This is a genomic window from Cohnella laeviribosi DSM 21336, from assembly GCF_000378425.1.
GTDB lineage: Bacteria > Bacillota > Bacilli > Paenibacillales > Paenibacillaceae > Cohnella > Cohnella laeviribosi.
The window spans coordinates 1-23,740 of sequence record NZ_KB899818.1; the positions used below are offsets into that span (position 1 = coordinate 1).

Annotated in this window: 22 protein-coding genes and 1 pseudogene; 4 read left to right on the plus strand and 19 right to left on the minus strand. The window is 59.4% G+C overall.

Annotation, left to right across the window (positions count from 1 at the left end; genetic code table 11):
* Positions 1-521: 521 nt before the first annotated feature.
* The 6 genes from fur to F560_RS0108865 all read right to left on the minus strand — a co-directional run bounded on the left by fur (position 522) and on the right by F560_RS0108865 (position 5,811).
* Entirely contained in the window at positions 522-992 is a 471-nt protein-coding gene (gene fur, locus F560_RS0108840; RefSeq protein ID WP_156828942.1) for a ferric iron uptake transcriptional regulator, read from the minus strand.
* A gap of 158 nt (positions 993-1,150) precedes the next feature.
* On the minus strand, positions 1,151-1,582 hold the full coding sequence (locus tag F560_RS0108845) for an NUDIX hydrolase (RefSeq protein ID WP_019005367.1): 432 nt from the start codon (positions 1,580-1,582) through the stop codon (positions 1,151-1,153).
* Positions 1,583-1,685: 103 nt separating this feature from the next.
* Positions 1,686-3,416 carry a SulP family inorganic anion transporter gene (locus tag F560_RS0108850; protein ID WP_019005368.1) on the minus strand — a complete coding sequence of 577 codons (1,731 nt, stop codon included), beginning with the start codon at positions 3,414-3,416 and terminating at the stop codon, positions 1,686-1,688.
* A 147-nt stretch (positions 3,417-3,563) separates the two neighbouring features.
* Positions 3,564-3,893, minus strand: a complete 330-nt coding sequence (locus F560_RS0108855; protein ID WP_019005369.1) for an ArsR/SmtB family transcription factor — start codon at positions 3,891-3,893, stop codon at positions 3,564-3,566.
* A gap of 100 nt (positions 3,894-3,993) precedes the next feature.
* Complete coding sequence (locus F560_RS0108860) at positions 3,994-4,845, minus strand: NAD-dependent epimerase/dehydratase family protein (RefSeq protein WP_019005370.1); 852 nt, start codon at positions 4,843-4,845, stop codon at positions 3,994-3,996.
* A 27-nt stretch (positions 4,846-4,872) separates the two neighbouring features.
* Entirely contained in the window at positions 4,873-5,811 is a 939-nt protein-coding gene (locus tag F560_RS0108865; protein ID WP_019005371.1) for an aldo/keto reductase family protein, read from the minus strand.
* A gap of 192 nt (positions 5,812-6,003) precedes the next feature.
* Between F560_RS0108865 and F560_RS0108870 the strand changes: the two genes are divergently transcribed.
* Positions 6,004-6,336 (plus strand): winged helix-turn-helix transcriptional regulator, encoded by a 333-nt coding sequence (locus tag F560_RS0108870; RefSeq protein WP_019005372.1) that lies wholly within the window; start codon positions 6,004-6,006, stop codon positions 6,334-6,336.
* Positions 6,337-6,387: 51 nt separating this feature from the next.
* On the opposite strand, the gene F560_RS0108875 is transcribed toward F560_RS0108870, so the two are convergent.
* The 6 genes and pseudogenes from F560_RS0108875 to F560_RS0108900 form a co-directional block, all read right to left on the minus strand.
* A complete protein-coding gene (locus F560_RS0108875; RefSeq protein ID WP_019005373.1) occupies positions 6,388-7,302 on the minus strand; it encodes a glycerophosphodiester phosphodiesterase in 915 nt (304 codons plus the stop codon).
* A 212-nt stretch (positions 7,303-7,514) separates the two neighbouring features.
* Positions 7,515-8,486: a TauD/TfdA dioxygenase family protein gene (locus F560_RS0108880; protein ID WP_019005374.1), complete on the minus strand. Its 972-nt coding sequence runs from the start codon at positions 8,484-8,486 to the stop codon at positions 7,515-7,517.
* Between the two features lie 40 nt (positions 8,487-8,526).
* A pseudogene (locus F560_RS24175) lies at positions 8,527-9,882 on the minus strand (LLM class flavin-dependent oxidoreductase).
* Positions 9,883-9,906: 24 nt separating this feature from the next.
* Positions 9,907-10,743 carry an ABC transporter permease gene (locus tag F560_RS0108890; RefSeq protein ID WP_019005377.1) on the minus strand — a complete coding sequence of 279 codons (837 nt, stop codon included), beginning with the start codon at positions 10,741-10,743 and terminating at the stop codon, positions 9,907-9,909.
* On the minus strand, positions 10,736-11,614 hold the full coding sequence (locus tag F560_RS0108895) for an ABC transporter ATP-binding protein (RefSeq protein WP_019005378.1): 879 nt from the start codon (positions 11,612-11,614) through the stop codon (positions 10,736-10,738). Before F560_RS0108895 ends, F560_RS0108890 begins: the two co-directional genes overlap by 8 nt.
* Positions 11,611-12,666, minus strand: a complete 1,056-nt coding sequence (locus tag F560_RS0108900; protein WP_019005379.1) for an ABC transporter substrate-binding protein — start codon at positions 12,664-12,666, stop codon at positions 11,611-11,613. The genes F560_RS0108895 and F560_RS0108900 overlap by 4 nt, the downstream gene beginning before the upstream one ends.
* A 187-nt stretch (positions 12,667-12,853) precedes the next feature.
* Here F560_RS0108900 and F560_RS0108905 point away from each other — a divergent pair, with 187 nt between their 5' ends.
* Together F560_RS0108905 and F560_RS0108910 are read left to right on the plus strand one after the other, a co-directional pair.
* Positions 12,854-14,089: a helix-turn-helix domain-containing protein gene (locus F560_RS0108905; protein ID WP_019005380.1), complete on the plus strand. Its 1,236-nt coding sequence runs from the start codon at positions 12,854-12,856 to the stop codon at positions 14,087-14,089.
* A 296-nt stretch (positions 14,090-14,385) separates the two neighbouring features.
* Complete coding sequence (locus F560_RS0108910; protein ID WP_019005381.1) at positions 14,386-15,405, plus strand: iron-hydroxamate ABC transporter substrate-binding protein; 1,020 nt, start codon at positions 14,386-14,388, stop codon at positions 15,403-15,405.
* Between the two features lie 143 nt (positions 15,406-15,548).
* Here the strand turns inward: F560_RS0108910 and F560_RS25545 are convergent, their stop codons facing one another.
* The 3 genes from F560_RS25545 to F560_RS22885 form a co-directional block, all read right to left on the minus strand.
* The gene (locus F560_RS25545; RefSeq protein ID WP_156828938.1) at positions 15,549-15,779 is read right to left on the minus strand and encodes a hypothetical protein; all 231 of its coding nucleotides are present in this window, start codon (positions 15,777-15,779) and stop codon (positions 15,549-15,551) included.
* A gap of 236 nt (positions 15,780-16,015) precedes the next feature.
* The gene (locus tag F560_RS24560; protein WP_019005382.1) at positions 16,016-17,836 is read right to left on the minus strand and encodes an ATP-binding cassette domain-containing protein; all 1,821 of its coding nucleotides are present in this window, start codon (positions 17,834-17,836) and stop codon (positions 16,016-16,018) included.
* Entirely contained in the window at positions 17,817-18,833 is a 1,017-nt protein-coding gene (locus F560_RS22885; RefSeq protein ID WP_019005383.1) for an energy-coupling factor ABC transporter ATP-binding protein, read from the minus strand. The genes F560_RS24560 and F560_RS22885 overlap by 20 nt, the downstream gene beginning before the upstream one ends.
* 98 nt (positions 18,834-18,931) lie before the next feature.
* Here F560_RS22885 and F560_RS0108925 point away from each other — a divergent pair, with 98 nt between their 5' ends.
* Entirely contained in the window at positions 18,932-19,552 is a 621-nt protein-coding gene (locus F560_RS0108925; protein ID WP_019005384.1) for a biotin transporter BioY, read from the plus strand.
* 349 nt (positions 19,553-19,901) lie between these two features.
* Here F560_RS0108925 and F560_RS0108935 read toward each other — a convergent pair whose 3' ends face one another.
* From F560_RS0108935 to F560_RS0108950, 4 genes are all read right to left on the minus strand, one after another.
* Positions 19,902-20,393 carry a YlbF/YmcA family competence regulator gene (locus F560_RS0108935; RefSeq protein WP_019005386.1) on the minus strand — a complete coding sequence of 164 codons (492 nt, stop codon included), beginning with the start codon at positions 20,391-20,393 and terminating at the stop codon, positions 19,902-19,904.
* A gap of 25 nt (positions 20,394-20,418) precedes the next feature.
* Positions 20,419-22,017 (minus strand): tRNA (N6-isopentenyl adenosine(37)-C2)-methylthiotransferase MiaB, encoded by a 1,599-nt coding sequence (gene miaB, locus F560_RS0108940; RefSeq protein WP_019005387.1) that lies wholly within the window; start codon positions 22,015-22,017, stop codon positions 20,419-20,421.
* Positions 22,018-22,180: 163 nt separating this feature from the next.
* Entirely contained in the window at positions 22,181-22,759 is a 579-nt protein-coding gene (pduL, locus tag F560_RS0108945; RefSeq protein ID WP_019005388.1) for a phosphate propanoyltransferase, read from the minus strand.
* Positions 22,760-22,872: 113 nt separating this feature from the next.
* Positions 22,873-23,739 carry a 2-oxoacid:ferredoxin oxidoreductase subunit beta gene (locus tag F560_RS0108950; RefSeq protein WP_019005389.1) on the minus strand — a complete coding sequence of 289 codons (867 nt, stop codon included), beginning with the start codon at positions 23,737-23,739 and terminating at the stop codon, positions 22,873-22,875.
* Position 23,740: the final 1 nt, after the last annotated feature.

Below are 23,740 nucleotides of genomic sequence, written 5' to 3' on the forward strand. Positions count from 1 at the left end.
AAACGCGCCCTCGTCTTAACGGCAAGAAAACTTGTGCGTCTGGTCGATGTGCTGCTACGCAACGGCCAACTCTACACGCCTCGAAGGAAGGTGACGACTGCGAAGGATTAACTCCTCCTTTGCCAAAGTCCTTCACGGATTCCCAGTTAAAATCTGGTAACTGACTCGATTTTCGACTGGGTTTTGTTTGGTGCTGCCATTTTCCCTGACTCCTGCGCTCTGCAGCCAAGAAAATTTCCAATTCTCACGAATCAGGGACTTGACATCTTACCGCTGGACTTTAAAAAAATGAAAAATGGGGGTTGACTGAAGAAAAAATATGATGTACAATTAAAATGGGATATAATATTTTATTTAGATAATAAAATATGTTTCTATACTAATTTAGCATAGTTACTCAATTTTATCAATGCATTTAACACTACCGCCGCTATGGTGGATCATTGCGGTTTTTCCATTATAAACAAAAAAAAACGCCCTAGATCCGGAATAAATCCGGGGTCCAGGGCGTGTAACGGGACTTATGATACCGCTTTGGATTTTCTTTTGCATTCCTTCCGTTGGCAGACGTGGAAATGGCCGATAAAATCGAGCCGATGGTCCGTCACCTTGAAGCCGTACTCGCGTTCCAGCTTCTTCTCCAGATCGGTCAGCCAATCCTCCTTGATTTCCTGCAGGGCGCCGCATTCCGAACAAACCAGATGATGATGCATATGTTCGTGATCGCTGCTGCGCAAATCGAAACGCACGACCCCGTCACCGAAATTCATCTTTTCCACGATGTGAAGCTCCGCAAGCAGCTCCAGCGTCCGGTACACCGTCGCCAGCCCGATGTCGGAAGCCTTTTCCTTCACGAGCATGAACACGTCCTCGGCGCTCAAATGGTCCCGCTCGTTTTCGAGCAGCACGCGAACCGTCGCTTCGCGCTGGCGGGTCATTTTATAGCCTTTGCTCGTCAACCGACAATTGATGGCCTCCAGTTGTTCCGCGATCGTCAAGGCAAGCACCCCTCTTTTATCATGAGCTGCAGTTGGTTACGCTTTGCAGTCGAATTCAATTTAGAATTATTCTAATTCTAACGCAAATTCGGTCCGAAAGCAAAGCTTTTCATCAACGAGAGCAAAGAGAGAGGGACAAGCCTGCGCACCGTTTACCAGCCGACGCTGTCAAACCACAATTCGTTCTGGTCGCGGAGGATGGCGCTCCGGATATACGGAATGATGTTTTCCGGCAGTTCGTTTAAATGAAACCATCTGAGCTCCTCGCACTTGTGCGGCTCGGCATTGACAATGTCGCCCTTCCAGGCTTCGACCTTCAAATAAAAATCGATCCACTCGCTGCTCGTGTTTTTCCGGTGGGTTACGCCCGTTATGCGAATGTCCGCCGGATCGATGTCGATTCCGGCTTCCTCCCTCGCTTCTCGTATGGCCGCGGCCTTCACTTCCTCGCCGCCGTCGATTCTTCCGGCCACGACGCTCCAATATCCGTCCATGAAGCCGGTGTTTTTCCGTTTGAGCAGCAAAACCCGATCGTCCCGATAAAACAGCAAATGAACGGCTCCGTAAAAAATCGGCTGTCGCACAGTGTTCCTCCATCAATCGCATTCCAGCTTGCGCAGGACGGATTACAACCGGCCTCTTTCGTTACAGCCTAAATATACCACACGGTTCAAGCTTTTGTCGCCCTCAATTTCCGCTCGGCGGGCAGCTCGGGTGGGACAGCGCCTGGCACTCCCGGAAGGCAAAATGCCGGCAATTCAAGCATTTATCGCGATCCAGCTGCGTGAGCGCATATTGCAGCGCCTCTCCCGTATGCGCGAAAAACCGCTCTTCGCCGATCCGCTTGAGCAGCCCCGTTTTGGCCAGCACTTCCCGAGGCTGCGTCCGGATGCCCGAGACGACGACTTGGCCGCCGTTTTTTTGCACATGGTCCACAACGCCCGCCAGAATCGCTTCGCCGGTCGTATCCATAAACGGCACCCGGCCGAGACGCAGCAGCAGCACGCCCCGCCCGATCCGGCTTTTGTCCAGAACCGTTCGCGCAAACCGGGAAGCCGCTCCGAAAAATAACGGTCCTTCCACCGTATACATGCTGATTTGCGGACAGTCCTTACCTTCCTCGACGACATGGGCTTTGACTTTGTGATGCTTGTCGTTCGGGTCCGGCAGCACCTTGCTCACCGCCAGCAGCTCGCTCATCCGTTTCACGAACAGGACGGCGGTCAGCGCAAGCCCGATTTCCACCGCGGTCGTCAGGTCCGTAAAGACGGTGAGCGCAAAGGTGAGCAGCAGCACGATCGAATCGCTCGTTTTCGTCCGGAGCAGGCGCATAAATTCGTGCCGCTCGCTCATGTTCCACGCGACGACCATTAAAATCGGCGCCATGCTGGCCAGCGGAATATGGGAGGCGTAAGGCGCAAACAAAACGAGCACCAGCAGCACGACGAGCCCGTGAATGACCCCGGACAACGGCGATGCCGCTCCGCTCTTAATGTTCGTGGCCGTTCTTGCGATCGCGCCGGTCGCCGGAATCCCCCCGAACAGCGGCGTCACCATGTTGGCGATGCCTTGGCCGATCAGTTCCCGATTGCTGTTGTGGCGGCTGCCTGTCATGCCGTCCGCCACGACCGCCGACAGCAGCGATTCGATCCCGCCCAGCAGCGCGATCACGATTGCCGGCCGCAGCAGCATTTCGACACGGTCCCAGGTGATGTCCGGAAGATGGAATTGCGGCAGCGCGCTGGGAATCGCGCCGTACGCCGAACCGATGGTGGCGACGTGGCCCGGGTACAACAACGCCGCCAGCAGGCTGGAGACGACCAACCCGACCAGAGAAGCCGGAATTTTCGGCGCGATTTTCGGCACAACCAGAATCGCCGCCAGGCATACCGAAGCCGTCAGCACGCTGTACCCGTTTATGCTCGGCAGGTGAATCGCGATTTCCTTCATGCTCGGCCAGAAATGCTCGTGGCGCTTCATCCCTTCCAGGCCGAGAAAGTTGCCGATCTGACCGGAGAAAATGATGACGGCGATGCCGGAGGTGAATCCGACCGTTACAGGGCGCGGGATAAATTTAATCAGCCCGCCGAGCTTGAACAAGCCCATCAAAACAAGAAGAATACCGGCCATAAAGCCGGCGATCAGCAAATTTTCGTAGCCGTATTGCATGACAATCGCGAGCAGGATGGGAATAAATGCGCCCGTCGGCCCTCCGATCTGGTATTTCGACCCGCCGAACAGGGAGATGAGAATGCCGGCGATCACGGTCGTATAGATGCCGTATTCGGGTTTGACGCCGGAGGCGATCGCGAACGCCATCCCCAGCGGAATCGCGATAATGCCGACCAGCAGGCCTGAAATCAAATCGTTGCGCAAGCAGGAAAACCGGTAGCCCTCGAATCTTCCCGTCCATTTCATTTGTCCATAACCTTCTTTATTTTATATATTTGATTATTTGAATATTTATAACATACTTCCGCCCCTTCGAACCGTCAAACCCGATTTCGGCGCAAAAAAACAAAAGAATCCTCCATTCGGCCGCAGGATTCCCTTGTTAGATCCGAATTATGTCTCCTTACGAATGTCTTCCAGCATCGAAATGGCGTCGACGAGATGATTGTCGAAAATGCGTTTGGCGATGGCCAACAAGTCTTTGATCAGCGGGTCACGCAGCGAGTAGATGACCGAGGTGCCGTCCTTGATGCCGTAAACGACGTTTTTGTTGCGCAAAACGGCAAGCTGCTGGGAAACGGCCGAGCCCTCGGAGCCCAGAATGCTTTGCAGTTCGTTGACGTTCCGGTCCCCTTCGCTGAGCACCTCCAAAATCCGTATCCGCATCGGATGGGCGAGCGCTTTGAAAAAATCGGCTTTGAATTGCTGCAGGTTCGAGTTCATTCCAAATAGCCCCTCGACTTAAACTTTTAATCCGTATCTATCATAACACAAAGCGCCCTATTCTCCGATTGCGCGGTGAATAGGGCGCCGATGTTTATGTTTATTCAAACTTCACATAATCGCGCCAGGAGTGCTTGGGCTGCCAGCCCAGCAGCTTCTTCGCCTTGGCGTTGCTGAGCAGCGTCTCGTAGCCGCTCAGCGGTGCGCGAATATCGCTCACTTCCGGATAGCGCGCGGCAAGAAGCTCGCGGCTTGGAATGGCCATGCTCGTATCGTCCGCCGCCAAGTTGAGCGCGACCGAGCCGAGCCCCTCCGCTTCGATCGCCAGCCTGCAGGCTTCCGCGATGTCCCGGGTATCCACGTAGCTCCACAGAATCCGGTCCCGCTGCGCGGGGTCGCGGATAAACGAAGGGAACTTCGCGTAGTCGCCGGGCTCGATCACATTGCCGATCCGAAACGAAACGACCTGCATCCCGGTCCGGCGGTGAAACATGTCCGCCGTCTGCTCGTTCACGACCTTGGACAGGCCGTAGCTGTCCTGCGGCAGCTGCGGGTGCTCCTCGTCGACCGGCACGTACTGCGGGCCGAAGCGGTTGACCGCGAACACGATCCCGTACGACGATTCGCTGGAGGCGATGACCGCCTTGCGGATGCCGAGCCCCGCCGACGCTTCCAATATGTTGTAGGTCGTTACGACATTGTTTTGAAAAGTGACCTCGCTCGGCTTGATGTGCGCGGCGGGAATCGCCGCCAGATGAACGACGGCATCCGCGCCGGCCAGCACGCCGTAGGCTTCGCCCAACCGATTGAGGTCGACAAGCAGGGTCGGGCAAAGCGGTTCGTCCGGCAGCCGAACGTCGGCATTGACCACGTCGTAACCTTGCTCGACGAAATGTTTAACCACCCAACGGCCCAGCTTCCCGCTGCCGCCGGTAATCACGACTTTTGCCATCGCGTCGTCCCGTCTCCTCTGTTTGGATTAGGCGAGAATGCTTTCGATCCGGTCCAGCACGTCGCTGGACAGCTCGATGCCCGAAGCGCCCGCATTTTCCTTCACCTGCTCCGGACGGCTTGCCCCGACCAGCGCGCTGGCCACGTTCGGCTGGCGCAATACCCAGGCCAGCGCCAACTGGCCGACCGTGATGCCGAGCTCCGAAGCGATTTCGCCCAGCTTCCGCACCTTGGCGATTTTGTCTTCGGTAATCTGTTTCCGCATATTGTCGTTCTTCGCGGCGCGGCTGTCCCGGGGAATGTTGTCCGCGGACGCGTATTTGCCCGTCAGCAGCCCTTGCGCCAGCGGCGAAAAGACGACCTGGCCGATGCCTTTCCGTTCGCCGAGCGGAATGATTTCTTTCTCGATATACCGCTCGAACATATTGTAGATCGGTTGATTGACGATGATGCGGTCGAGCAGATAGCGGTCCGCGATCGCCAGCGCTTCCGCCATTTGCGCGGCCGTCCATTCGCTGACGCCGACGTAGAGCACCTTGCCCTGCCTGACGAGATCGTCCAGCGCGCGCAGCGTTTCCTCAAGCGGCGTCTCGGGATCGAAACGGTGGCAATAATAAATGTCCACATAATCGGTTCCCAGACGCTTCAGGCTGGCGTGGCACTGCTCGGTCACGTGCTTGCGGGACAGGCCGCGGTCGTTCGGACCGTCGCCCATCGGCCAGAACACTTTGGTGGCCAGCACGTACGAATCGCGCGGATACGCCCGCAGCGTTTCGCCGACGACCAGTTCCGCCTGTCCTCTTTCGTAAACGTTTGCAGTATCGAAAAAGTTGATGCCCAGATCGTAAGCGGTCTGAATCGATTTGACGGCGTTCTCCTTTTCCACGTATCCGCCGTACGTCAGCCAGCTGCCCAAGCTGATTTCGCTGACTTTTAAGCCTGAACCTCCCAATTTCCGATATTTCATCTTTCATCAACCTCCTTGAGCGGGTTCGAAGCTTATGTAAGGGTTCAAGCTTCGCCGGATTTTTTCCCGGAAACGATTTTATTGTAAAGGATTTCCGTATACGATTAAAAGTAGTGAATTATTTTTCATTTAATTATACCAAGTATATATGCTATATTTTTTATACCAATTATACCAAGGAGGTTGGTTCAAATGTCGGCAAGCAGCTATATTCCGAAAGAACCCGTCAACTACGAATGCAATATCGAGAAAACGCTCGATGTGCTCGGCGGCAAATGGGCGTTTCTGGTGCTTCGCGAGCTGTTCGGCGGCACGAAGCGGTTCGGCGAACTGCAGCGCAGTATTCCGGCCGTAAGCCCCCGCGCCCTCACCAGCACGCTTCGCCACCTGGAGGAAAAAGGCGTGCTGGAGCGCCGCGTGCATCCCACCGTCCCCGTAACAGTCGAGTATACGCTGACGCCGAAAGGGCAAGACCTGCATCAAATCGTCAAAGAAATGAAGATTTGGGCCGCGAAGTGGACCTGATCGCAAACGAAACGCCGCGGACAGCGCCGCCTTCCGTTGCGGCCCCGGCCGCTAGCCTCCCGTGTTTTTCGCGGCGCGCCTCGTTTCCTCGATCACTTCCCGCAGGCGGTCGGGGTAGTTCGTATGAATGCCGTCCGCGCCCCAGTTCAGCGCCTTGCTCATGTTCACTTGATAATTGATCGTGTACGGATACATAAGAAGTCCGGCTTGCTTGACTTTTTGCACGTACGGCGCGTTCAGACGTTGAAAATTGGCGCCGATGCCGGCGGCGTAGCGCTTGATGTCCGCCAGCGAAGAATCGGAGATGGAAGCGGGCGCGTTGTACCACAGCAGCTGAAACAGCGGAATGTCTCCGTTCAGCGAACGGATTTTCAACAGGCTGGCCTTGCTGAACGACTGAACCGCCACATGGCGCTTCAGCTTGAATTCCTCGACCAGCGCGACCAATTCTTCCTCGAGTCCGGGGTAGACGTCCGGCGATTTCGTCTCCAGCAAATAGTTGGTTTCGCCCCTGAACGTCTCGAAAATCTCCCGCAGCGTCGGCACCTTCTCGCCGGCGTATTCGTCCCGGGCGTACATCGGGTGCTGCCGGTTGAACCAGGACCCCGCGTCCAGCCGTTTGATCTCCGCAAGCGTCATGCTGCCGACCCGCCCGGAGCCGTTCGTCGTGCGGTTCACCGTCTCGTCGTGCATGGCGATCAAGTGGCCGTCCCGGGTCATCTGCAAGTCGATCTCCAGATAGTCCGCGTTCATCCGGACCGCCGTTTGGAACGCGGACAGCGTATTTTCCGGCGCGTAGCCCGAAGCGCCTCGGTGCGCGATCATGGCGACCTTCGCTTCGGGCGCAAACAGTGTCAGCAGAACGTCCCGGCTTGAAGGCCATAAAAACAGCAAAGCGGCTGCGGCCGCGATCAGCAGCGAGTGAAGCGTATAAAAGTATAAAGATGACACCTGGATTTTGCGCAAATCAAGCCCTCCCGCAATCGCTCGGCTGCCGTTCTTCCGTGCTCCCGCGTTTCCCGAAATCTTCATGAGAATGAAGCCCAAAATTACTGGACAGAGACGATTCAATCGGGAGTGTTTCGCGTTCCCTTTGAGAGCAGTGTATTCAACAAACGCGCAACAGAGAAGAGCCCGTTTTCCGGTCTGGCGGAAAACGGGCTCATCTTGCGTTCGAATCAGGCGGATTTGTCCGCGCTTTGCGAAGCGGAAGCGGAATCGTCAAGGCGCTGCGGCAAGACCGCTTCTTTCCGGCGGGTTACGCTCCGCCGTCCGTCCACGCCGACCGGAACGTCCCCGGCGATCGTCACTCTGCGGACAACGCGCTGCCGGTCGCCGTAATCGTTAATGGCGTAATGCTGCGTGGCGCGATTGTCCCAGATGACGACATCACCTGCCGACCAGCGCCACCGAACCGTATTTTCCAGCCTGGTCACATGGCTTTGAAGCAGGGATAGCAGCCGGTCCGAATCCGCCTTCGACAGCCCGATGATTTTCTTGACAAAGTGGCCCAGCAAGAGCGACCGCTCCCCGGTTTCCGGATGCACCCGGACGACCGGGTGCTCGGTCTCGTACAGCGTCGACGTAAAGACCTCCCGATGATGGCGCAGACTTTCATCCGACACCCGGGTCCGCTGCGCCGCGTAATCGTAATCGTTCGTATGCAGCGCCCACAGCCGGTCGGCCAGCTCGCGCAATTCCGACGGGAGATCCTGGTAGGCGGCGGCCGCATTCGCCCAAACCGTGTCGCCGCCCGCTTCCGGTACGACGACCGCGCGCAAGACGGACGCCTGCGGGTAGGCGTCGACGAACGTCACGTCCGTATGCCAGGAATCCGCGCGGCCGCCATGGGCAGAGGAGTTGAGCTCCAGCAAATAATTCGTCCCCTGCTTGACCGGCACCGTCGGATGGGCGACCGGCTCCCCGAGCAGCCGTGCGAACGCCTCCTGACCCGCATCGTCCAGATGGTGCTGTCCCCGGAAAAACAACACCTTGTGCTTCAGCAGCGCCCCGCGAATGGCGGCCAGCGTGTCCGCGTCCAGATCGCCGCTTAGACGAACGCCTCTCACTTCCGCGCCGATCCGGCCCGCTACCGGGACCGCTTCGAACCGTTCCTCTACCGCCGGTATTCCGGCCTCTTGCTTGCTCATCATAATCCCTCCATGTCCGCCCGATTCGGGCGATATGATTTTAGAGCCCGGCGATGGACCGGGATGTTGTAACCTCGGAAAACGAATTGGCGGGTCTGGGCAGGCCCAGATGCTCGCGCAGCGTCCGGCCGGCATACTCGGTGCGGAACAGCCCGCGCCGCTGCAGCTCGGGGATGACGAGCCGCGCAAACTCTTCCAGCCCGCCCGGCAAATACGGAGGCATGACGTTAAAACCGTCGCTGCCGCCGCTCACAAACCACGCTTCCAATTGGTCGGCAACCTGGACCGCCGTTCCGGCAAAGGTCCGATGGCCGCGTCCGCCGGCAAGGCGATGCAGCAGCTGCCGAATCGTCAACTTTTCGCGTTGGGCGAGATCGACGACGAGCTGAAACCGGCTTCGGTTGCCGTTGATGGTCTCCGCCGGCGGCAATTCCGGCAGCGGCCCGTCGAGCGGATACGTGTACAAATCGACGCCGAGCATGTTGGAGAGCTGGTGCAGACCGTACTCCGGCACCGTAAGCTCGTTCAGCTCCCGCTCCTTCTCGATCGCCTCCGATTCGGTCTCGCCGATCACCGCGCAGATGCCCGGCAATATCTTCAGCTCTTCGGGGTTGCGGCCGAACCGCGCCGCCCTTGCCTACACGTCGGCGTAAAACCGCTGAGCCTCCTCCAGCGTCTGCTGCGCGGTAAAGATGGCCTCGGCGTGCTGCGCGGCGAATTCCTTGCCGTCTTCGGAAGAGCCGGCCTGAACGAGCACCGGATAGCCTTGCGGGGATGTCGGCACGTTGAGCGGCCCGCGAACCTTGAACGACTCGCCGGCATGCTGGATCTCCCGCACCTTGCGGTCGTCGGCAAAGATCCCCGACGCCTTGTCGAGCACCAGGGCGTCGTCCTCCCAGCTGTCCCACAGTCCCTTCGCCACCTGCAGGAACTCCCTCGCGCGCTCGTAGCGTTTGCCGTGCTCAAGGTGCGCATCCCGATTGAAATTCAGCGCTTCGAACGGGCTTGCGGACGTGACGATATTCCAGCCCGCGCGTCCGCCGCTGATATGATCGAGCGAGGCGAACTTGCGCGCCACGTGAAACGGCTCGTTGTAGGTCGTCGAAACGGTGCCGATCAGCCCGATATGGCGGGTGACCGCCGACAGCGCGGACAGCAGCGTAAACGGCTCGAGCCCGACGGAGCCGCCGTGGCGGATGTTTTTGTTGACGGCCAAGCCGTCCGCGAGGAACAGCGAATCGAATTTGGCCTCCTCGGCGATGCGGGCGAGCCGCTCGAAATAGCGGATATCGGTGATGCGGTGCGGTTCCGCGTCCGGGCGCCGCCATGCCGCTTCATGATGGCCGACGTTCATGATAAACAGATTCAGGTGAAGCTGGCGCTTTGTTTTTCCCATTCGTCCCGACACTCCTCTCGTTTTTTATTCGTTGTACGTCTGCTTCCAGCCGGTCAGCCGCCGTTCCAAAGCGACCAGCGCGTAGTTGGCGATCAGGCCGATCGCCGAGATGGTGATGATCCCCGCGTACATGTCCGGGATGAGAAAGCTGAACTGCGCATACTGGATCAAATAGCCGAGGCCGGATTTCGCGCCGACCATCTCCGCTGCGACCAGGACGAGAATGGAGCTTGCGGCCGCCTGCCGGATGCCGACAAAGATGGTCGGAATCGAAGCCGGGATCATGACCTTGCGGAACAGGCGGACGGACGACAGCCCCATCGAGCGGGCCGACTTGATCAGCAGCGGATCGACGTTGCGGACGCCGCTGATCGTGTTGATGAGCAGCGGGAAGAAGCAGGCGTAAAAAACGATCGCGACTTTCGACGTTTCGCCAAGACCGAGCAGCAGGATAAACACGGGCAAAATCGCCAGCGCCGCCGTATTGCGCAGCAGCTCGAGCATCGGGTTCAAATATTCGGACACCGGCTTCCACCAGCCGATCGCCAGGCCGAGCGGGATGCTGACCGCAATCGCCAGGAAAAATCCGCCCGCCGAGCGGCTCAGGCTGGCCAGCGCGTGATCGGCCAGATCGCCGGACAGCAGCAGCCGCCACCAAGCTTCGGCCACCTCCGAAAGCGGCGGCAAAAAGGTTCCGTCGACCAGTCCGGCGCGCGGCGCAATCTCCCATAAGGCGAGGAAGGCGGCGATCACAACCGTGTTTTTCAGCAGCTTGCCAAGCCTCGCCAAAAGCCGTCCCGGCGGGCCGAAGCCGCTTTTTTCACGAAGAACAAGCGTCCTTCCCACTCCCCCGTCAGCCATCCGCAACCGCTCCTTTCAATGGAGACCTTCCGCCCGGAAAGGCCTCGAGGCTATTGCTTTTCTCCTGCTCCTGCGCCTTGCTTACTTCGTCCTTGAGCAAATCCCACACTTCATGCCGCAGCTTGACGAACGCCGAATCCGATCTGAAGTCTTCCTCTCCGCTGCGGGAGGCGAAGGGAATGTCGACGATCCGCTTGATGCGTCCCGGGCGGGACGTCATGACGGCGACCCGTTGGCCGAGATAGACCGCCTCGTCGATGCCGTGCGTGATAAAAATGACGGTTTTGCCCGTCGCTTCCCAAATGCGCAGAAGTTCGCTCTGCAGCGTCTCGCGCGTCTGCGCATCCAGCGCGGCAAACGGTTCGTCCATCAGCAGCACGTCCGGATCGTAAGCCAAGCTGCGCGCGATGGCGACCCGCTGCCGCATCCCGCCCGACAGCTCGTGCGGATACCGGTTCTCGAACCCGGCGAGGCCGACCAGCTCGAGGAACTCTTTCGCGATTTTTCTTCTCTGCCTTCGGCCGATCCCTTTGGCCTCCAGTCCGAATTCGACGTTCGCGAGCGCCGTCTTCCACGGAAACAGCGCATACTGCTGAAACACGATGCCGCGGTCCAGGTTCGGGCCTTCGATCGGCTTGCCGTCAAGCAGGATGCGGCCGCTGCTTGGCTTCGACAGCCCGGCCAGCAGATCGAGCAAGGTGGACTTGCCGCAGCCGCTCGGGCCGACGATGACCATGAATTCCCCCTGCCGCACGTCCAGATGAATGTCCTGCAGCGCGGATATCGGGTGGAATTCCTCCTTGAGATGGCCTAAATTCCGCTGGACCCGGAACGATTTGTACACATGCTGAATGCTGATTTTGGCCGTCATGGCGCCGCTCCTTCCTCCGCGCGGTACGGATTGAATTCGTTCGTGTACAAGTCTGCCGCTTTGAGCTGGCCTTCCTTCAGCGTCCCTTCCGCCACCAGCCAATCGATCCACGTCTGGAATTCGGACTCGGCAATGAGCCCCCCTTTGCCCACGACGCCTGTGCTTTTCCAGTATTTAACGGCCGACGCGTCCTCCTTCCTTCCCCGTTCGGCGATGATTTTTTCAAAGCGGGCGATCACTTCCTCCCGCGGCGTCGTGCGCGCCCACTCGATCGCTTTCGCCGTCGCCTCCACAAACTTGCGCGTCGCGTTCGGATTTTCCTTGATGAACTTGTCCGTCAGCACGTATGTTCCGGCGCTGAAGGTGCCGAACAGGTCGATGTCCCGGAACAGCGGCCGAATGCCGCCCCGCTCCAGCGCCTTGTCGCGAAGCAGGCCGCCAAGCGTGGCGACGTCCACCTGATGGGCTCTGAGCGTCTGCTCCGACGTGACCGGCGGCACCACGACAAGCGTCACCTGCTCGATCTCCTTGGGCGTCAGCCCTTCCCGGTGCAAATACTCCTTGATGACGAATTCGTGATGCGCGCCCAGCGTGTTGACGGCAATCTTCTTGCCGATCAGGTCTTTGGCCGTCCGAATCGGGCTGTCGTCGAGCACGTAATAGCCCGTCCAAGTGTTTTCGTCGACGCCGTAATACGAAATGACCGGCGTAACGGCCGCCTTGGCCGCCAGCAGCTTGACGATCGCCCCGTTGAAGGCGCCGCCGAAATCCGTGTCGCCGGTCACGACCGCTTGAATATCCTGCGGGCCGCTGATCGTATTGCCGATAAATTTCAGCTTCAGCGGCGCCAAGTAGCCGAGATCTTCGGCCAGTTCGGGGAACGTCACCGCCCCGACGCTTCCCTGGTAGCGCAGTTCCGTCACTTCAAGCCCTTCCGGATTGGCTGCATGCGCGGAGGACGGCTCTTTCGCTCCGCACCCGGACAATACGATCGCCGAAGCGACCGCAGGAGCCAATACGGCGCCGATGCGCTTTAACCACCGGTTTCCCATCATCCAACCTCCCATTTGACTCCGTTTCTTTAAGCTCATAATTCCCATAGACTTGATATGCTTTTGTTTCTATAATGGAATGTACTATCGGCTCCATGACGCGTCAATAAAATGGCAACACATGAAGGCGAATGACGACGAATGATCACCACACTTCCGATTGGCCCGGGAAGGAGGCGCTATTTCGATGTCCGTTAACCGATTCGAACCGTTCCTTACGCTGCACGAGGCGATCGATTTGCTCGGCGTCAGCCGTTCGACCTTCGACCGCTGGCGCAAGCAGAAGCGGCTGCCCGTCATCAAGATCGGCAAAGAAATCTGGATCGACAAAAACGAGCTGGAGCAATGGGTCCGCCATCACTCCTCTTCCCGTCCGGACGCGCAAAAGCCTTCGGTTCCGGCGTCCGACCTTCGCCCTTCGTCCGGGCGAATGACCGTCGCCGTCGGCTACCAGAGCGGATCGGCGCATATGTGGACGGCGCTGCTGATGAAAGAGCTTGGCTGGTTCGAGGAAGAGCTGGCCCGCGTCTGCCCGCAGGCGTCCGTAAGATGGATCGACGCGGCCAACGGTCCGTCCCTGCTGCAAGGCCTGATCGGCGGCAGCATCCAAATCGCCTCGCTCGGCGATTATCCGATCATGCTCGGCTTTTCGCTCAGCCGGTCGCTGCCCGCCTTTCGCCCCGTCCTGCTCGCCTTCGACGGCAAAACGGCCGGCGGCAGAGGCATCTCCCTCGTGGCGCGGAAAGATCTCGTCATTCGCTGCGCATCCGAACTGGCCGGTCTGCCCCTTGCGACCGTCCCGCAATCCAGCGCGGGGCGGCGGCTGGCCAAGTGGCTGCGCTCGCTCGGTTACGGCGAGGAACGGCTCGTACATAAAGACATAGCGGAAAGCGCGGCGGCACTTAGACAGGGCGAAATCGCCGGAAGCGTCATGTGGGAACCGCATGTAACCTTGATGGAACAGCGCGGAGAAGGGAAAATCTTTTTCAAGGAGGGATTCGGAGAGGACTTCCTGACCGGCATCGTCGCGGAGGAAAATTGGGCTCGCCAGCATCCGGAAGCGGCCGCGGCTTACGTGAAGGCGCACATCCGCGTCCACCATCTGCTGCGCGGCGACGTCCATGTGGCTTCCCGCATCATCTCCCGCCTAAGCGGCATACCCGCGGAGACGGCCGCCCGCATCATCGCCAAAGTCAGGTGGGACGCGTCGGTCTACGACAAAGACCTGCGGACGCTCAGCCGGCTCATGCCGGAGGAGGCCGCGACGAAGGAGGCCGGAGCGGCTGATGCGCCCCGGGACGCGGGCGGAACGGACTATTCGCCTATGTCCGAATATTTTCGCCGGGCGGTCGAAGCCTTGAAGCTGCCGGACCCCGGCGCGCGCCCGGTGCAAGGGGACTGGTCGGATGAGCAGCATTATTGAAGGCGCGCGGGCCGCGGGAAAGCCATGACGGCGCGAACCGGCTTCCGGCGGCGTCCCGGCGTTCCGGTGCCGGACGGCTGGCGCCTAACGGCTACTATAGAACCACTGGCGCCTCTGCCCGCGCATGCTCGACCTGCTCTCCTCTTACCGGCTGCCGCTTGCCGCCGACGCACAATGCAGCCCGGCGCGCTTGAATGCGGCCTTTTCCTGTTGACAATGAAAATGAGAATTGTTATCATTATCTCTGTTTTGATCACTCTATCAAACACGACGAAACCATGAGGGGGAGCAACAACGTGTCACACAGCAAAACCAAATTCACATTCGTACTTGTCAGCTTAATGATCTTGTCCCTGGTTCTTGCGGCCTGCGGCGGCAATGCGTCCAACAACGCTGCTAGCGGTTCGCCCAGCGCGCCGGCGTCGAGCCCGTCCGAGAGCCAAGCAACTGCCGGCGCATCCGAAACGCCCGACGCTTCGGCCGAAAGAACGTTGACGGACGGCCTTGGCCATGAAGTGAAGGTGCCGGCCAACCCGCAGCGCATTATCGCCTCCTATTTGGAAGACCATCTGGTCGCGCTCGGTGTGAAGCCCGTCGCCCAATGGTCGGTCGCTAACGGCATCCAGGATTATTTGCAAACCGAACTGAAAGGCATTCCGACGATCTCCTACGATCTGCCTTACGAAGCGGTCTCGAGCTTCTCGCCGGACTTGATCATCATCGGGTCGTCCTCGACGGTCGAAGGCGACAAATACGCTCAATATTCCAAAATCGCGCCGACCTACGTCCTTGGCGACGAAATCAACAACGATTGGCGGAAGGCTTTGCTGAAAATCGGGGAAGTGCTGAACAAAAGCGAAGAAGCGCAAAAGGCGCTGGACGAATACGAGGCTAAAGCCAAGGAAGCGAAAGAGAAGCTGCAGCAAACGATCGGAAACGAATCCGCCGCCGTTCTCTGGCTCATTCAGAAGCAGTTTTACATCGTCAGCGATAAACTGTCCAGCGGCGCCGTATTGTACGGCGATCTGGGCCTGAAGGTGCCCGAAGTCGTCAAGGAAATTTCCGCAAGCGGCACGGCAAGCTGGAACCCGATTTCGCTCGAAAAGCTGGCCGAACTGGACGCGGATCACATTTTCCTCGTCAACAGCGACAAGTCGACGGGCTCCGAAGCGCTTAAGGATCCGATCTGGAAAAACATTCCTGCCGTCAAAAACGGGCATGTGTACGAGTTCGACAGCACCCACAGCTGGCTGTATTCCGGCGCGATCGCGAACAGCCAGATTATCGACGACGTGATCGCAAGCGTCGCCAAGTAACTGCGTTTCCGCGCCCGGTAGATTGTCTTTTTGCTGCAACGCCGTTCGGAAGCCCGGCGCCCTGCGCGTTCGGCTGCCTGACCGCTGCGGCAAGGAGACCTGGGATCGTCCTTGAAAAAGAAGGCTGTCCTCGAAAAATCTGTTCACGTGTGACGGACAGGCAACTGAAGAGAAAAACATGCAAAAATGAGGAAATGGCGGTGCAAGGGGGTTACCCCTGCATCGTCGTTTTTTTTGCTTCCGGTCTGTTCTATTGACGCTTTCTTGACATCCGAACAGCCGGGAGGAACTGCAGTTGCCATAACCGCAACTGCAGAACCCGTTTTCGCGCGATCCCCCGATTGAAGTGCCAAAAAGGCAATTAAATCCGTCATCTCCCCCATCCGACCGGCCGGGCGAGGCTGCAGTTGCCGTAACCGCAACTGCAGAGCCCGTTTTCGCGCGATCCCCCGATTGAAGTGCCAAAAAGGCAATTAAAATCGGGCATCTTGCCCTCCGGCCTGTCGGATGGACGGGGCTGAAATCCTCAATCTTCACATTCGTGCTTAAGCTTCTAATCGAAGAGAGGATGTGGGGACACCGCGATCGCCCGGACCGGCATCCGACGGCGTCAGCCGGGACCGTAAGCGGCCCCTTTGAGCGCCCACCAGACGAGCAGGGCCGCGCACAGGCATGCGGCCGCGAGCAATAGGCTGTCGCGCCGGCTCCATCGCAGCGCCGGGCGAACTTCGGGGTACGGCCGGCGGCCGACGCCGCGGCTTTCCAGCGCGAGCGCCGCTTGATCGCCCAGCCGAAACAGCGCCAGCAAAAAGGGGATTGCCGTATCCTTAAGCCTTGCGATCGCATTCCTGGCCGTCATGCGGCCGGTTTTGCCCCTGGCGACGGCCAGCCGTTCGAACCGTTCCCACTCCCCGAGCAGAACCGGAATAAACCGCATGAGCAGCGTGACGGTCAAAATAAAGTTTTGCGCGCGCCGACCGACGCACCCCCTTCTTGCCAACAGCTGCTCAAGCGATTTCCGCAGCCGCAGCGGCGTGATGACCAGCGTCATTCCAAGCCCGATCAGCATGACGAGCAGCGTGCGTCCCATGGAATGCAGGGCGGTAAGCGTCGCTTCCGCGTTCAACAGGCTCGAGCCGCCCGCCCCCGTCCCTGCCGCCAAGGATACTGCCACGGAAAAGACACAGAACGCGATAATCGCCCCCCGCCATCTGCGCAGCGGAATGCGGGCCCAGACGATCGTAAACAGCACGATCGCCGCGCCGATCCCGAGCCCCGTCCAGTCCCGGACGGTAAAAATCGCAGCCGACATGACGATATAGGCAAGCCACACGGCCCGCGGATCGTACCCGGCCAGCCTCGATTGCCGCAGGCCGTCGGGCTCCGGGGCGGAAGCCGGACGTTTGAAGACGCCGGCTTCGGAAACGGCGCGTCCGATCGCACTTTGTTCATGCGCCGAAAGTCCCGCGTCCGCGCGCAAAGTTCCCCGTTCGGCGGTCGGCAGAAAGGGGCCGTACGGCATGCTGCCGGCTTCTATCGGCGTCAAGCGCGCGGATTCCCCATTCGGGGCGCTTGACTCCGGCGAAAAACGCAACGGGTCATCTTCTTCCGGACTCGCCAGCTCCTTTGCCAGCGCGGAGACATCCCAGACCGCTTCCGGCGTTGCGCCTTCCTTAAGCCAGTCTCCCGCAAGCCGCAGCCATTCCGGCACTTCCATGCCCGCTTCGGCCCACAGTTCGGGGCAAGCGAGCAGCTCGTCCCGTCCGCACAGCCGTTTGGCGCCCGAGGACGCGATCAGCAACACCTGGTCGGCAAGCGGCAGCGCCCATTCCGTGTCGTGCGAAACCACCACCACGCCCCGGCCTTCCCGCGCCGCATGGATCAGCCGCTCGGCGAGCAGCGCATGCCCTTCGGCGTCAAGGCCCGCCGTCGGCTCGTCCAGCAGCAGCCATCGCGCCGGTACGGCGAGCAGACAGGCCAGCGCGAGACGTCTGCGTTCGCCCCCGCTCATGCGGAACGGGTCGCGCTCCAACCAGGCGGAATCCCAACCGACCGCCGCCAGCGCCTCGGTTTGCCGGCGCAGCCGCTCTTCCTTCGCCAGCCCGTAAGGCCGCAGCGCATACTCCAGTTCGGCCGCGACCGTGCGCGCCGCCAGCTGCTCCTCCGGAGCCTGGCTGGCATAGGCATAAGCCATCAGCGCCGCCGGGTTTTGCCTGGGGCGAAGCCGCAAGTCCGCCGTCCACAGATCGGACGGCCCGTAAGCGACGCCAACGCCTTCCGAAAACCGCAAACCGGCCAACTGCTCCAGCCAAAAGGTTTTGCCCGCGCCGCTGGGTCCGAATACGACCGTAATCGTGCCCGGCTTAAATTGCCAACGCCGGCCGTTCTCCGTTACCGACAAGTCCCAACGTTCATGGACCGATTTCGACACGCCGTTCTCCCGCCTTTCCCGAACGCGCCTCTTTTGGATTCGCCTCTTTCGGATGCGCTTCTCTCATATCCGTATCTCTCATCTGCGCCTCACCCGGATTCGCCTCGATAGGATGCGCCTCCGGATGTTCCTTTCTCGGATGCTCTCTTTCCGAGTGCGCCTTCGCCGGATCCGGACGCAGCTTCGCCGCCTGCCACTCTTCCAACGATACGGGCAGCGGATGCGCAAGCTTGCCGGCACGGCCCAGCTCCAGGGCCAGCCTTGCCAAATAAGGCAGCCGAAGGCCGCATTCGGCGCACGGAGAAACGCCGCTTCCCGGCTCCCCGTAGAAAAAATTCCGGACATTGCCGTCGTAGCGGATGCGTCCCCCGGACAGCGCGATAACGCGGCGATCGGGCCCCAGCTCGTCCAGCCGTTGGGTGATCCAGATAACCGCCGCGCCGCGCGCCTCCAACTGCCCGGCCATTGCGCGGACCCGGCGGCGCGCCGCATCGTCCAGCATCGAAGTCGCTTCGTCGAACACGATCAAATCCGGCTCTCCCGCATACGCGGCGGCAATGGCCGCCATTTGCCGCTGCCCTCCGGACAGCCGGCTCCAGGGCAAATCCGCCGCCTCGCTCAGCCCGGCAAGATGCAGCGCCCGCTCGGCTTTCCGCTCCGCCTCCTCCTGCGGCAAGCCGAGCCATTCAAGCGCAAAAGCCAGTTCCTCGCGTGGCGTTTGCCCGAACAGTTGAGCGTCCGGCTGCTGCATGACATAGGCCGCCGGATAAAACCCGGCAAAGCCGCGCTCGACCGTTCCGCGGACTTCTCCCGCCGACAGTCCGGCGGCAAGCCGTCCCAATGTCGATTTGCCGCTGCCGTTCGCCCCGACGACATACAACCATTCGCCCTTATGTACCGTCAAGTTCAGTCCGAGGGCGATCGGCCTCGTCTCGCCGGTTCCGTAGACGGACACATCGACCAACCGCAGGGGGCCTTCGTGATTTTCCCCGTTCATGCCATTTCCCTCTTCCCAATCGCAAGCTCTCGTGCTACAATTCGAAATGTTAACCACGATTCAAAAATTAGGTTAACATTTCGAAAGGGGTTTTGACAATGCCGTATTCCACCGAATCCTCGACATCGCCCAATCCGGGCGCGACCCAACCGATCCATCGCCTTCGGGGCATCGTGTACACGGCCCTGTTCGCCGCGCTGTTCATCGCGTTCAGCTGGGTTCAAATTCCGCTCGGCTTCTCGCCGGTGCCGGTTACGCTGCAGACGCTTGCCGTTATGCTCGCAGGAGGCCTGCTGGGCGCTACATACGGATTCTGGAGCATCGCCATCGTCGTCCTGCTGACCGCCGTCGGTCTGCCGCTGCTGGAAGGACGCGGCGGTCTGTCTACCGTCTTCGGTCCGACGGGCGGCTATATCTGGATGTTCCCGATCTCCGCCCTGCTGATCGGCTTCGTCAGCGACCGGCTGTTCCGCGGCTCAGGGCGGCTGAACGCATGGCGCATCGCCGTTCTCGCCGCCGCGATCGCGTTGTTCGGCGTCGTGTTCCCGTATGTGGCGGGCGTGCCCTGGCTGGCCTACAAGCTGGACATGTCCTTCGCGAAGGCCATGGCTGCCGGCTGCTATCCGTTCATCCCCGGAGATACGATCAAGGGTGTGGCGGCTGTGGCGATTATCGCCCTGCTGCGGCCTCTGCTTCCCGGCCTGCGCGGACGCGGCTAACCTTCGGCCCGTTCCCGCCGCCGCTTTGAAAGCTTGGTTTCCGTTCCCATACCGCAAGCTGAAGGCCGACAAGACGGCAATCTGACGGCAAACGGCAGCGGGCGGCGATTCCGATAACCGATTCGGAATCGCCGCCCGCTTGTTTTATTTCGATTTTTTCTTGGCGGCGGAACGCCCCTGCTTCTTCGGATCGTCAGGTTTGGGCGCCCGCGTCTGCGAGTTGGGAATGCCTTCCGTCATCGCGCCGACCTCCTTCGCATGTCGCGTCGTGAACGTACGCATGCTTAGGTTGCGGCCCGCCCTTGCCCTTTATTCCTCGCCGCGCCAAGCGGCTGTCGCCCGGCCGCCGTCAATCGCTGCACGTCTCCGGCTGCTCGATGCGCGTTGCGGCCTCGACATCGAGCTTCTCGGCAACCGTATCGCGGATGATGCTGACGATCGATTGCAGCAAGTAGTTCACATCGGTCTGGCTTTGCTGAAATTGCTGCACGATCGGGATGTTGTCGAGCTCGTCCTGAAGCTCGGCGATTTCGTTTTCGATTTTGGCGGCCATCTTTTCATTCTTGAACGTCGTCTGGAATGCGACGAGTTCCTTTTGCTTTTTCTTGATTTGCGCGATCAGGCCTTGCACCTTCTCGTGCTTTTGGATTTGCTTCTCCGCCTGCTGGTACAGGACGACCTCCTCGGTCGTCGTAATCAGATGCGCCAGTTCCTTAGCCTTGGCCAAAATATCTTCGCGCACGATCAACTCCCGGTTGTCAAACTCCGGTATGGCAAGGCCTTCCTCGTGCAGGCAGCCGCAGTCGTGTTGGTGCCCATGAGCGTGTTCGGTAGCCGACATAAACTTGATTCCTCCGTTGATGGGATTAAGCGCCGTGCGACAGCGCCGCCTGAACCGGAACGTCCGCCGCTTCCCCGCGAATGTACCACGTTTGCGGAGCCGTGACTTTGACCTTCACGAACTGGCCGATCCATTCCTGCGGTCCTTCGAAATGAATGAGCTTGTTCGAACGCGTCCGGCCGGACAGAACGTTCGGGTTGTTTTTGCTGACGCCTTCGACGAGCACCTCGACCGTTTGCCCTTTAAGCTGCAGGTTGCTTTCCAGGCTTAGCTCCGCAATCAGCGCGTTCAAGCGTTCCAGGCGCTTCTGCTTCACTTCGTACGGAACGTTGTCTTCCATTTCGGCGGCCGGCGTTCCTTCGCGCGGCGAATAGATGAACGTAAACGCCGAGGCGAACTTCGCTTCGCGCACGAGCGAGAGCGTTTCTTCGAACTGCTCCTCGGTCTCGCCCGGGAAGCCGACGATGATGTCGGTGGTCAGCACCACGTTCGGAATCGCCTCCCGAATGCGGCGAACCAAATCCAGAAAGTGCTCGCGCGAATATTTCCGGCTCATCCGCTTCAGGATTTCGCTGCTGCCCGATTGCACCGGTAAATGAATATGCTCCACCAGGTTGCCGCCCTTGGCGAGCACTTCGATCAGGCGATCGTCAAAGTCGCGCGGATGCGAAGTCGTAAAGCGGACGCGCGGAATGTCGATTTTCCGGATGTCGTCCATCAGATCGGCAAAGCGGTAGTTGCGGTCCGTAAAATCTTTGCCGTAAGCGTTCACGTTTTGCCCAAGCAGCGTAATTTCCTTAAAACCTTGCCGCGCCAGTTCGCGCACCTCGGCGATCACGTCCTCCGGCAGCCGGCTCCGCTCCTTGCCCCGCGTATAGGGAACGATGCAGTACGTGCAGAACTTGTCGCACCCGTACATGATGTTCACCCACGCCCTGAGCCCTTCGCGCTTTTTCGGCAAATTCTCGATGATGTCGCCTTCCTTGGACCAAACCTCGACCACCATTTCCTTGCCGAAGTAGGCTTCTTGCAGCAAATGCGGCAGCCTGTGAATGTTGTGCGTTCCGAAGATCAGATCGACGTACGCATGCTTTTGCATGATCCGGCCGACGACGGCGGCTTCCTGCGACATGCAGCCGCATACGCCGAGAATCAGCTCCGGCTTTTCCAGCTTGAGCGATTTCAGATGGCCCAGCTCGCCGAACACTTTATCTTCCGCGTTTTCGCGAACCGCGCACGTGTTGAGAAGAATGACGTCCGCTTCGGTTCGTTCCGTCGTCGGGGCGAAGCCCATCTCCTCGAACAGACCGCGCATCACTTCCGTGTCGTGTTCGTTCATTTGGCAGCCGTACGTGTAGATCAAATATTTTTTGCCCCGGCCGAGCGTTTTCAGCTCTTCGGGCACGGCATTTTCATAGTGGACCCGGATTTCTTCCTTGCCCCGCTTCTTCTCGTCCTTGTAGGAAGGCATGGCGTTGATCGTAATGTCCCGGCCCTTGATCCGGTAGGTCGTCTTGCCGTTCTCTTCCTTGACGATCTTCGCGTCGGAAAAGTCGAAGTACTTGGAGTAGTCCTTTCCCGTGTCCGGTTTCGGATTCGCCGGACCGCGATTTCCTTGCGTCATGGTGTGATCACATCCCTCGGTCAGTCTCTATGTCATCGATTGCGATTGTGCTTGCGCGGAAAGTTCATTACGTCATTATAACATAACGAAGCGATCCAAGGCTATGCGAACCGGCAGGAAAAAGAAAAGCCCTCCGCATCCGGAGGGTTGTCCGTCAAGCCGGTCAGTCGATGATCTCCCCCATGTCGCCTGTCGAAACGCCGGCAGCGTTGCCTTCGTCCGTATCGATGTGCATATCCAGAGCGAACTCGTCGGACACGCGGGCGATGACGTTTTCGAATACGACGCCGCGCTCGCCGCCGACCCGCACCTTGAGCCGCTGCTTGTCCGCGATGCCCCATTTCTGCGCATCCGACGTATGGAAATGGATATGTCTCGCCGCGACGATAACCCCTTTATCTATCGTGACTTCTCCGGCCGGACCGACGATGCGGATGCCGGGGGTATTCTCGATGTCTCCGGATTCGCGCACGGGAGGATTAAGGCCGAGAACGAACGCGTCCGTACGGGACACTTCCAACTGCGTAGCCTTGCGGACCGGACCGAGAATGCGCACTTTGGGGAAAGAGCCCTTCGGTCCGTAAACCGCCACCGTTTCGTTCGCCGCGAACTGGCCCGGCTGGCTGAGCGGCTTCATGACGGTCAGTTCGGCGCCTTCGCCGAACAAGATGGACACATGCTCCCGGGTCAAATGGATATGGCGAGCCGAAACGCCGATCGGGACCTGTTTGATTTCACTCATTCGTATCTCCGCCTTTGTCGTATAGTTGCTGAGTTCGTTGTCTCTTTCTATTATAGCGCATCAAAAAAGAAGAGGCACACGGGATCGCCTGTGTGCCGCCAGATGAAAAGCTTTTATCGAAATTCCGCCACCAATTTGTCGAAATCGTCGCGGGAAAGGGTAAGGTCCTGCTTCGCCAGCGCCTCCTCTTTGAACCCGACAGCCAAATCCTCATAAGACTTGCGGCTCGTATCCTGATAAATAAGACCCGTAAGCAAGCCGTTCGTCTCCATAATTTTCGTCATCGCCGCGATCCGGTTGGTCGGATCGTAGCCTTCGATGTGATCGAGGTTGACGATATTTTCCTTGAACCAGTCGTAGGTGTTCACCTTGTTGAACGTGACGCACGGGCTGAACACGTTGATCAGCGAGAAGCCTTTGTGCTTGAGCCCCGCCTCGATCAGCGCGGTGAGCTGCTTCAGGTCGCTCGAGAACGATTGCGCCACGAACGTCGCTCCGGCCGACAGAGCGATTTCCAGCGGCGACAGCGTCGTTTCGATCGATCCTTCGGGGGTCGATTTCGTTTTGAAGCCTTCGGCGCTGCGCGGCGACGTTTGGCCTTTCGTCAACCCGTAGATCTGGTTGTCCATAACGATATACGTAATGTCGAGATTGCGCCGGATCGCGTGCACCGTATGCCCCATTCCGATCGCGAAGCCGTCGCCGTCGCCGCCGGACGCGATGACCGTCAATTCCCGGTTCGCCAGCTTGACGCCCTGCGCGATCGGCAGCGCGCGGCCGTGAATGCCGTGAAAGCCGTAAGCGTTAATATAACCGGAGATGCGCCCCGAGCAGCCGATGCCCGATATGACGGCGAGCTGTTCCGGCTCGAGACCGATATTCGCCGCCGCCCGCTGAATCGCCGCTTGCACGGAGAAATCCCCGCAGCCCGGGCACCAGTTTGGCTTCACATTGTTGCGGAAGTCTTTGAACGTAGCCATC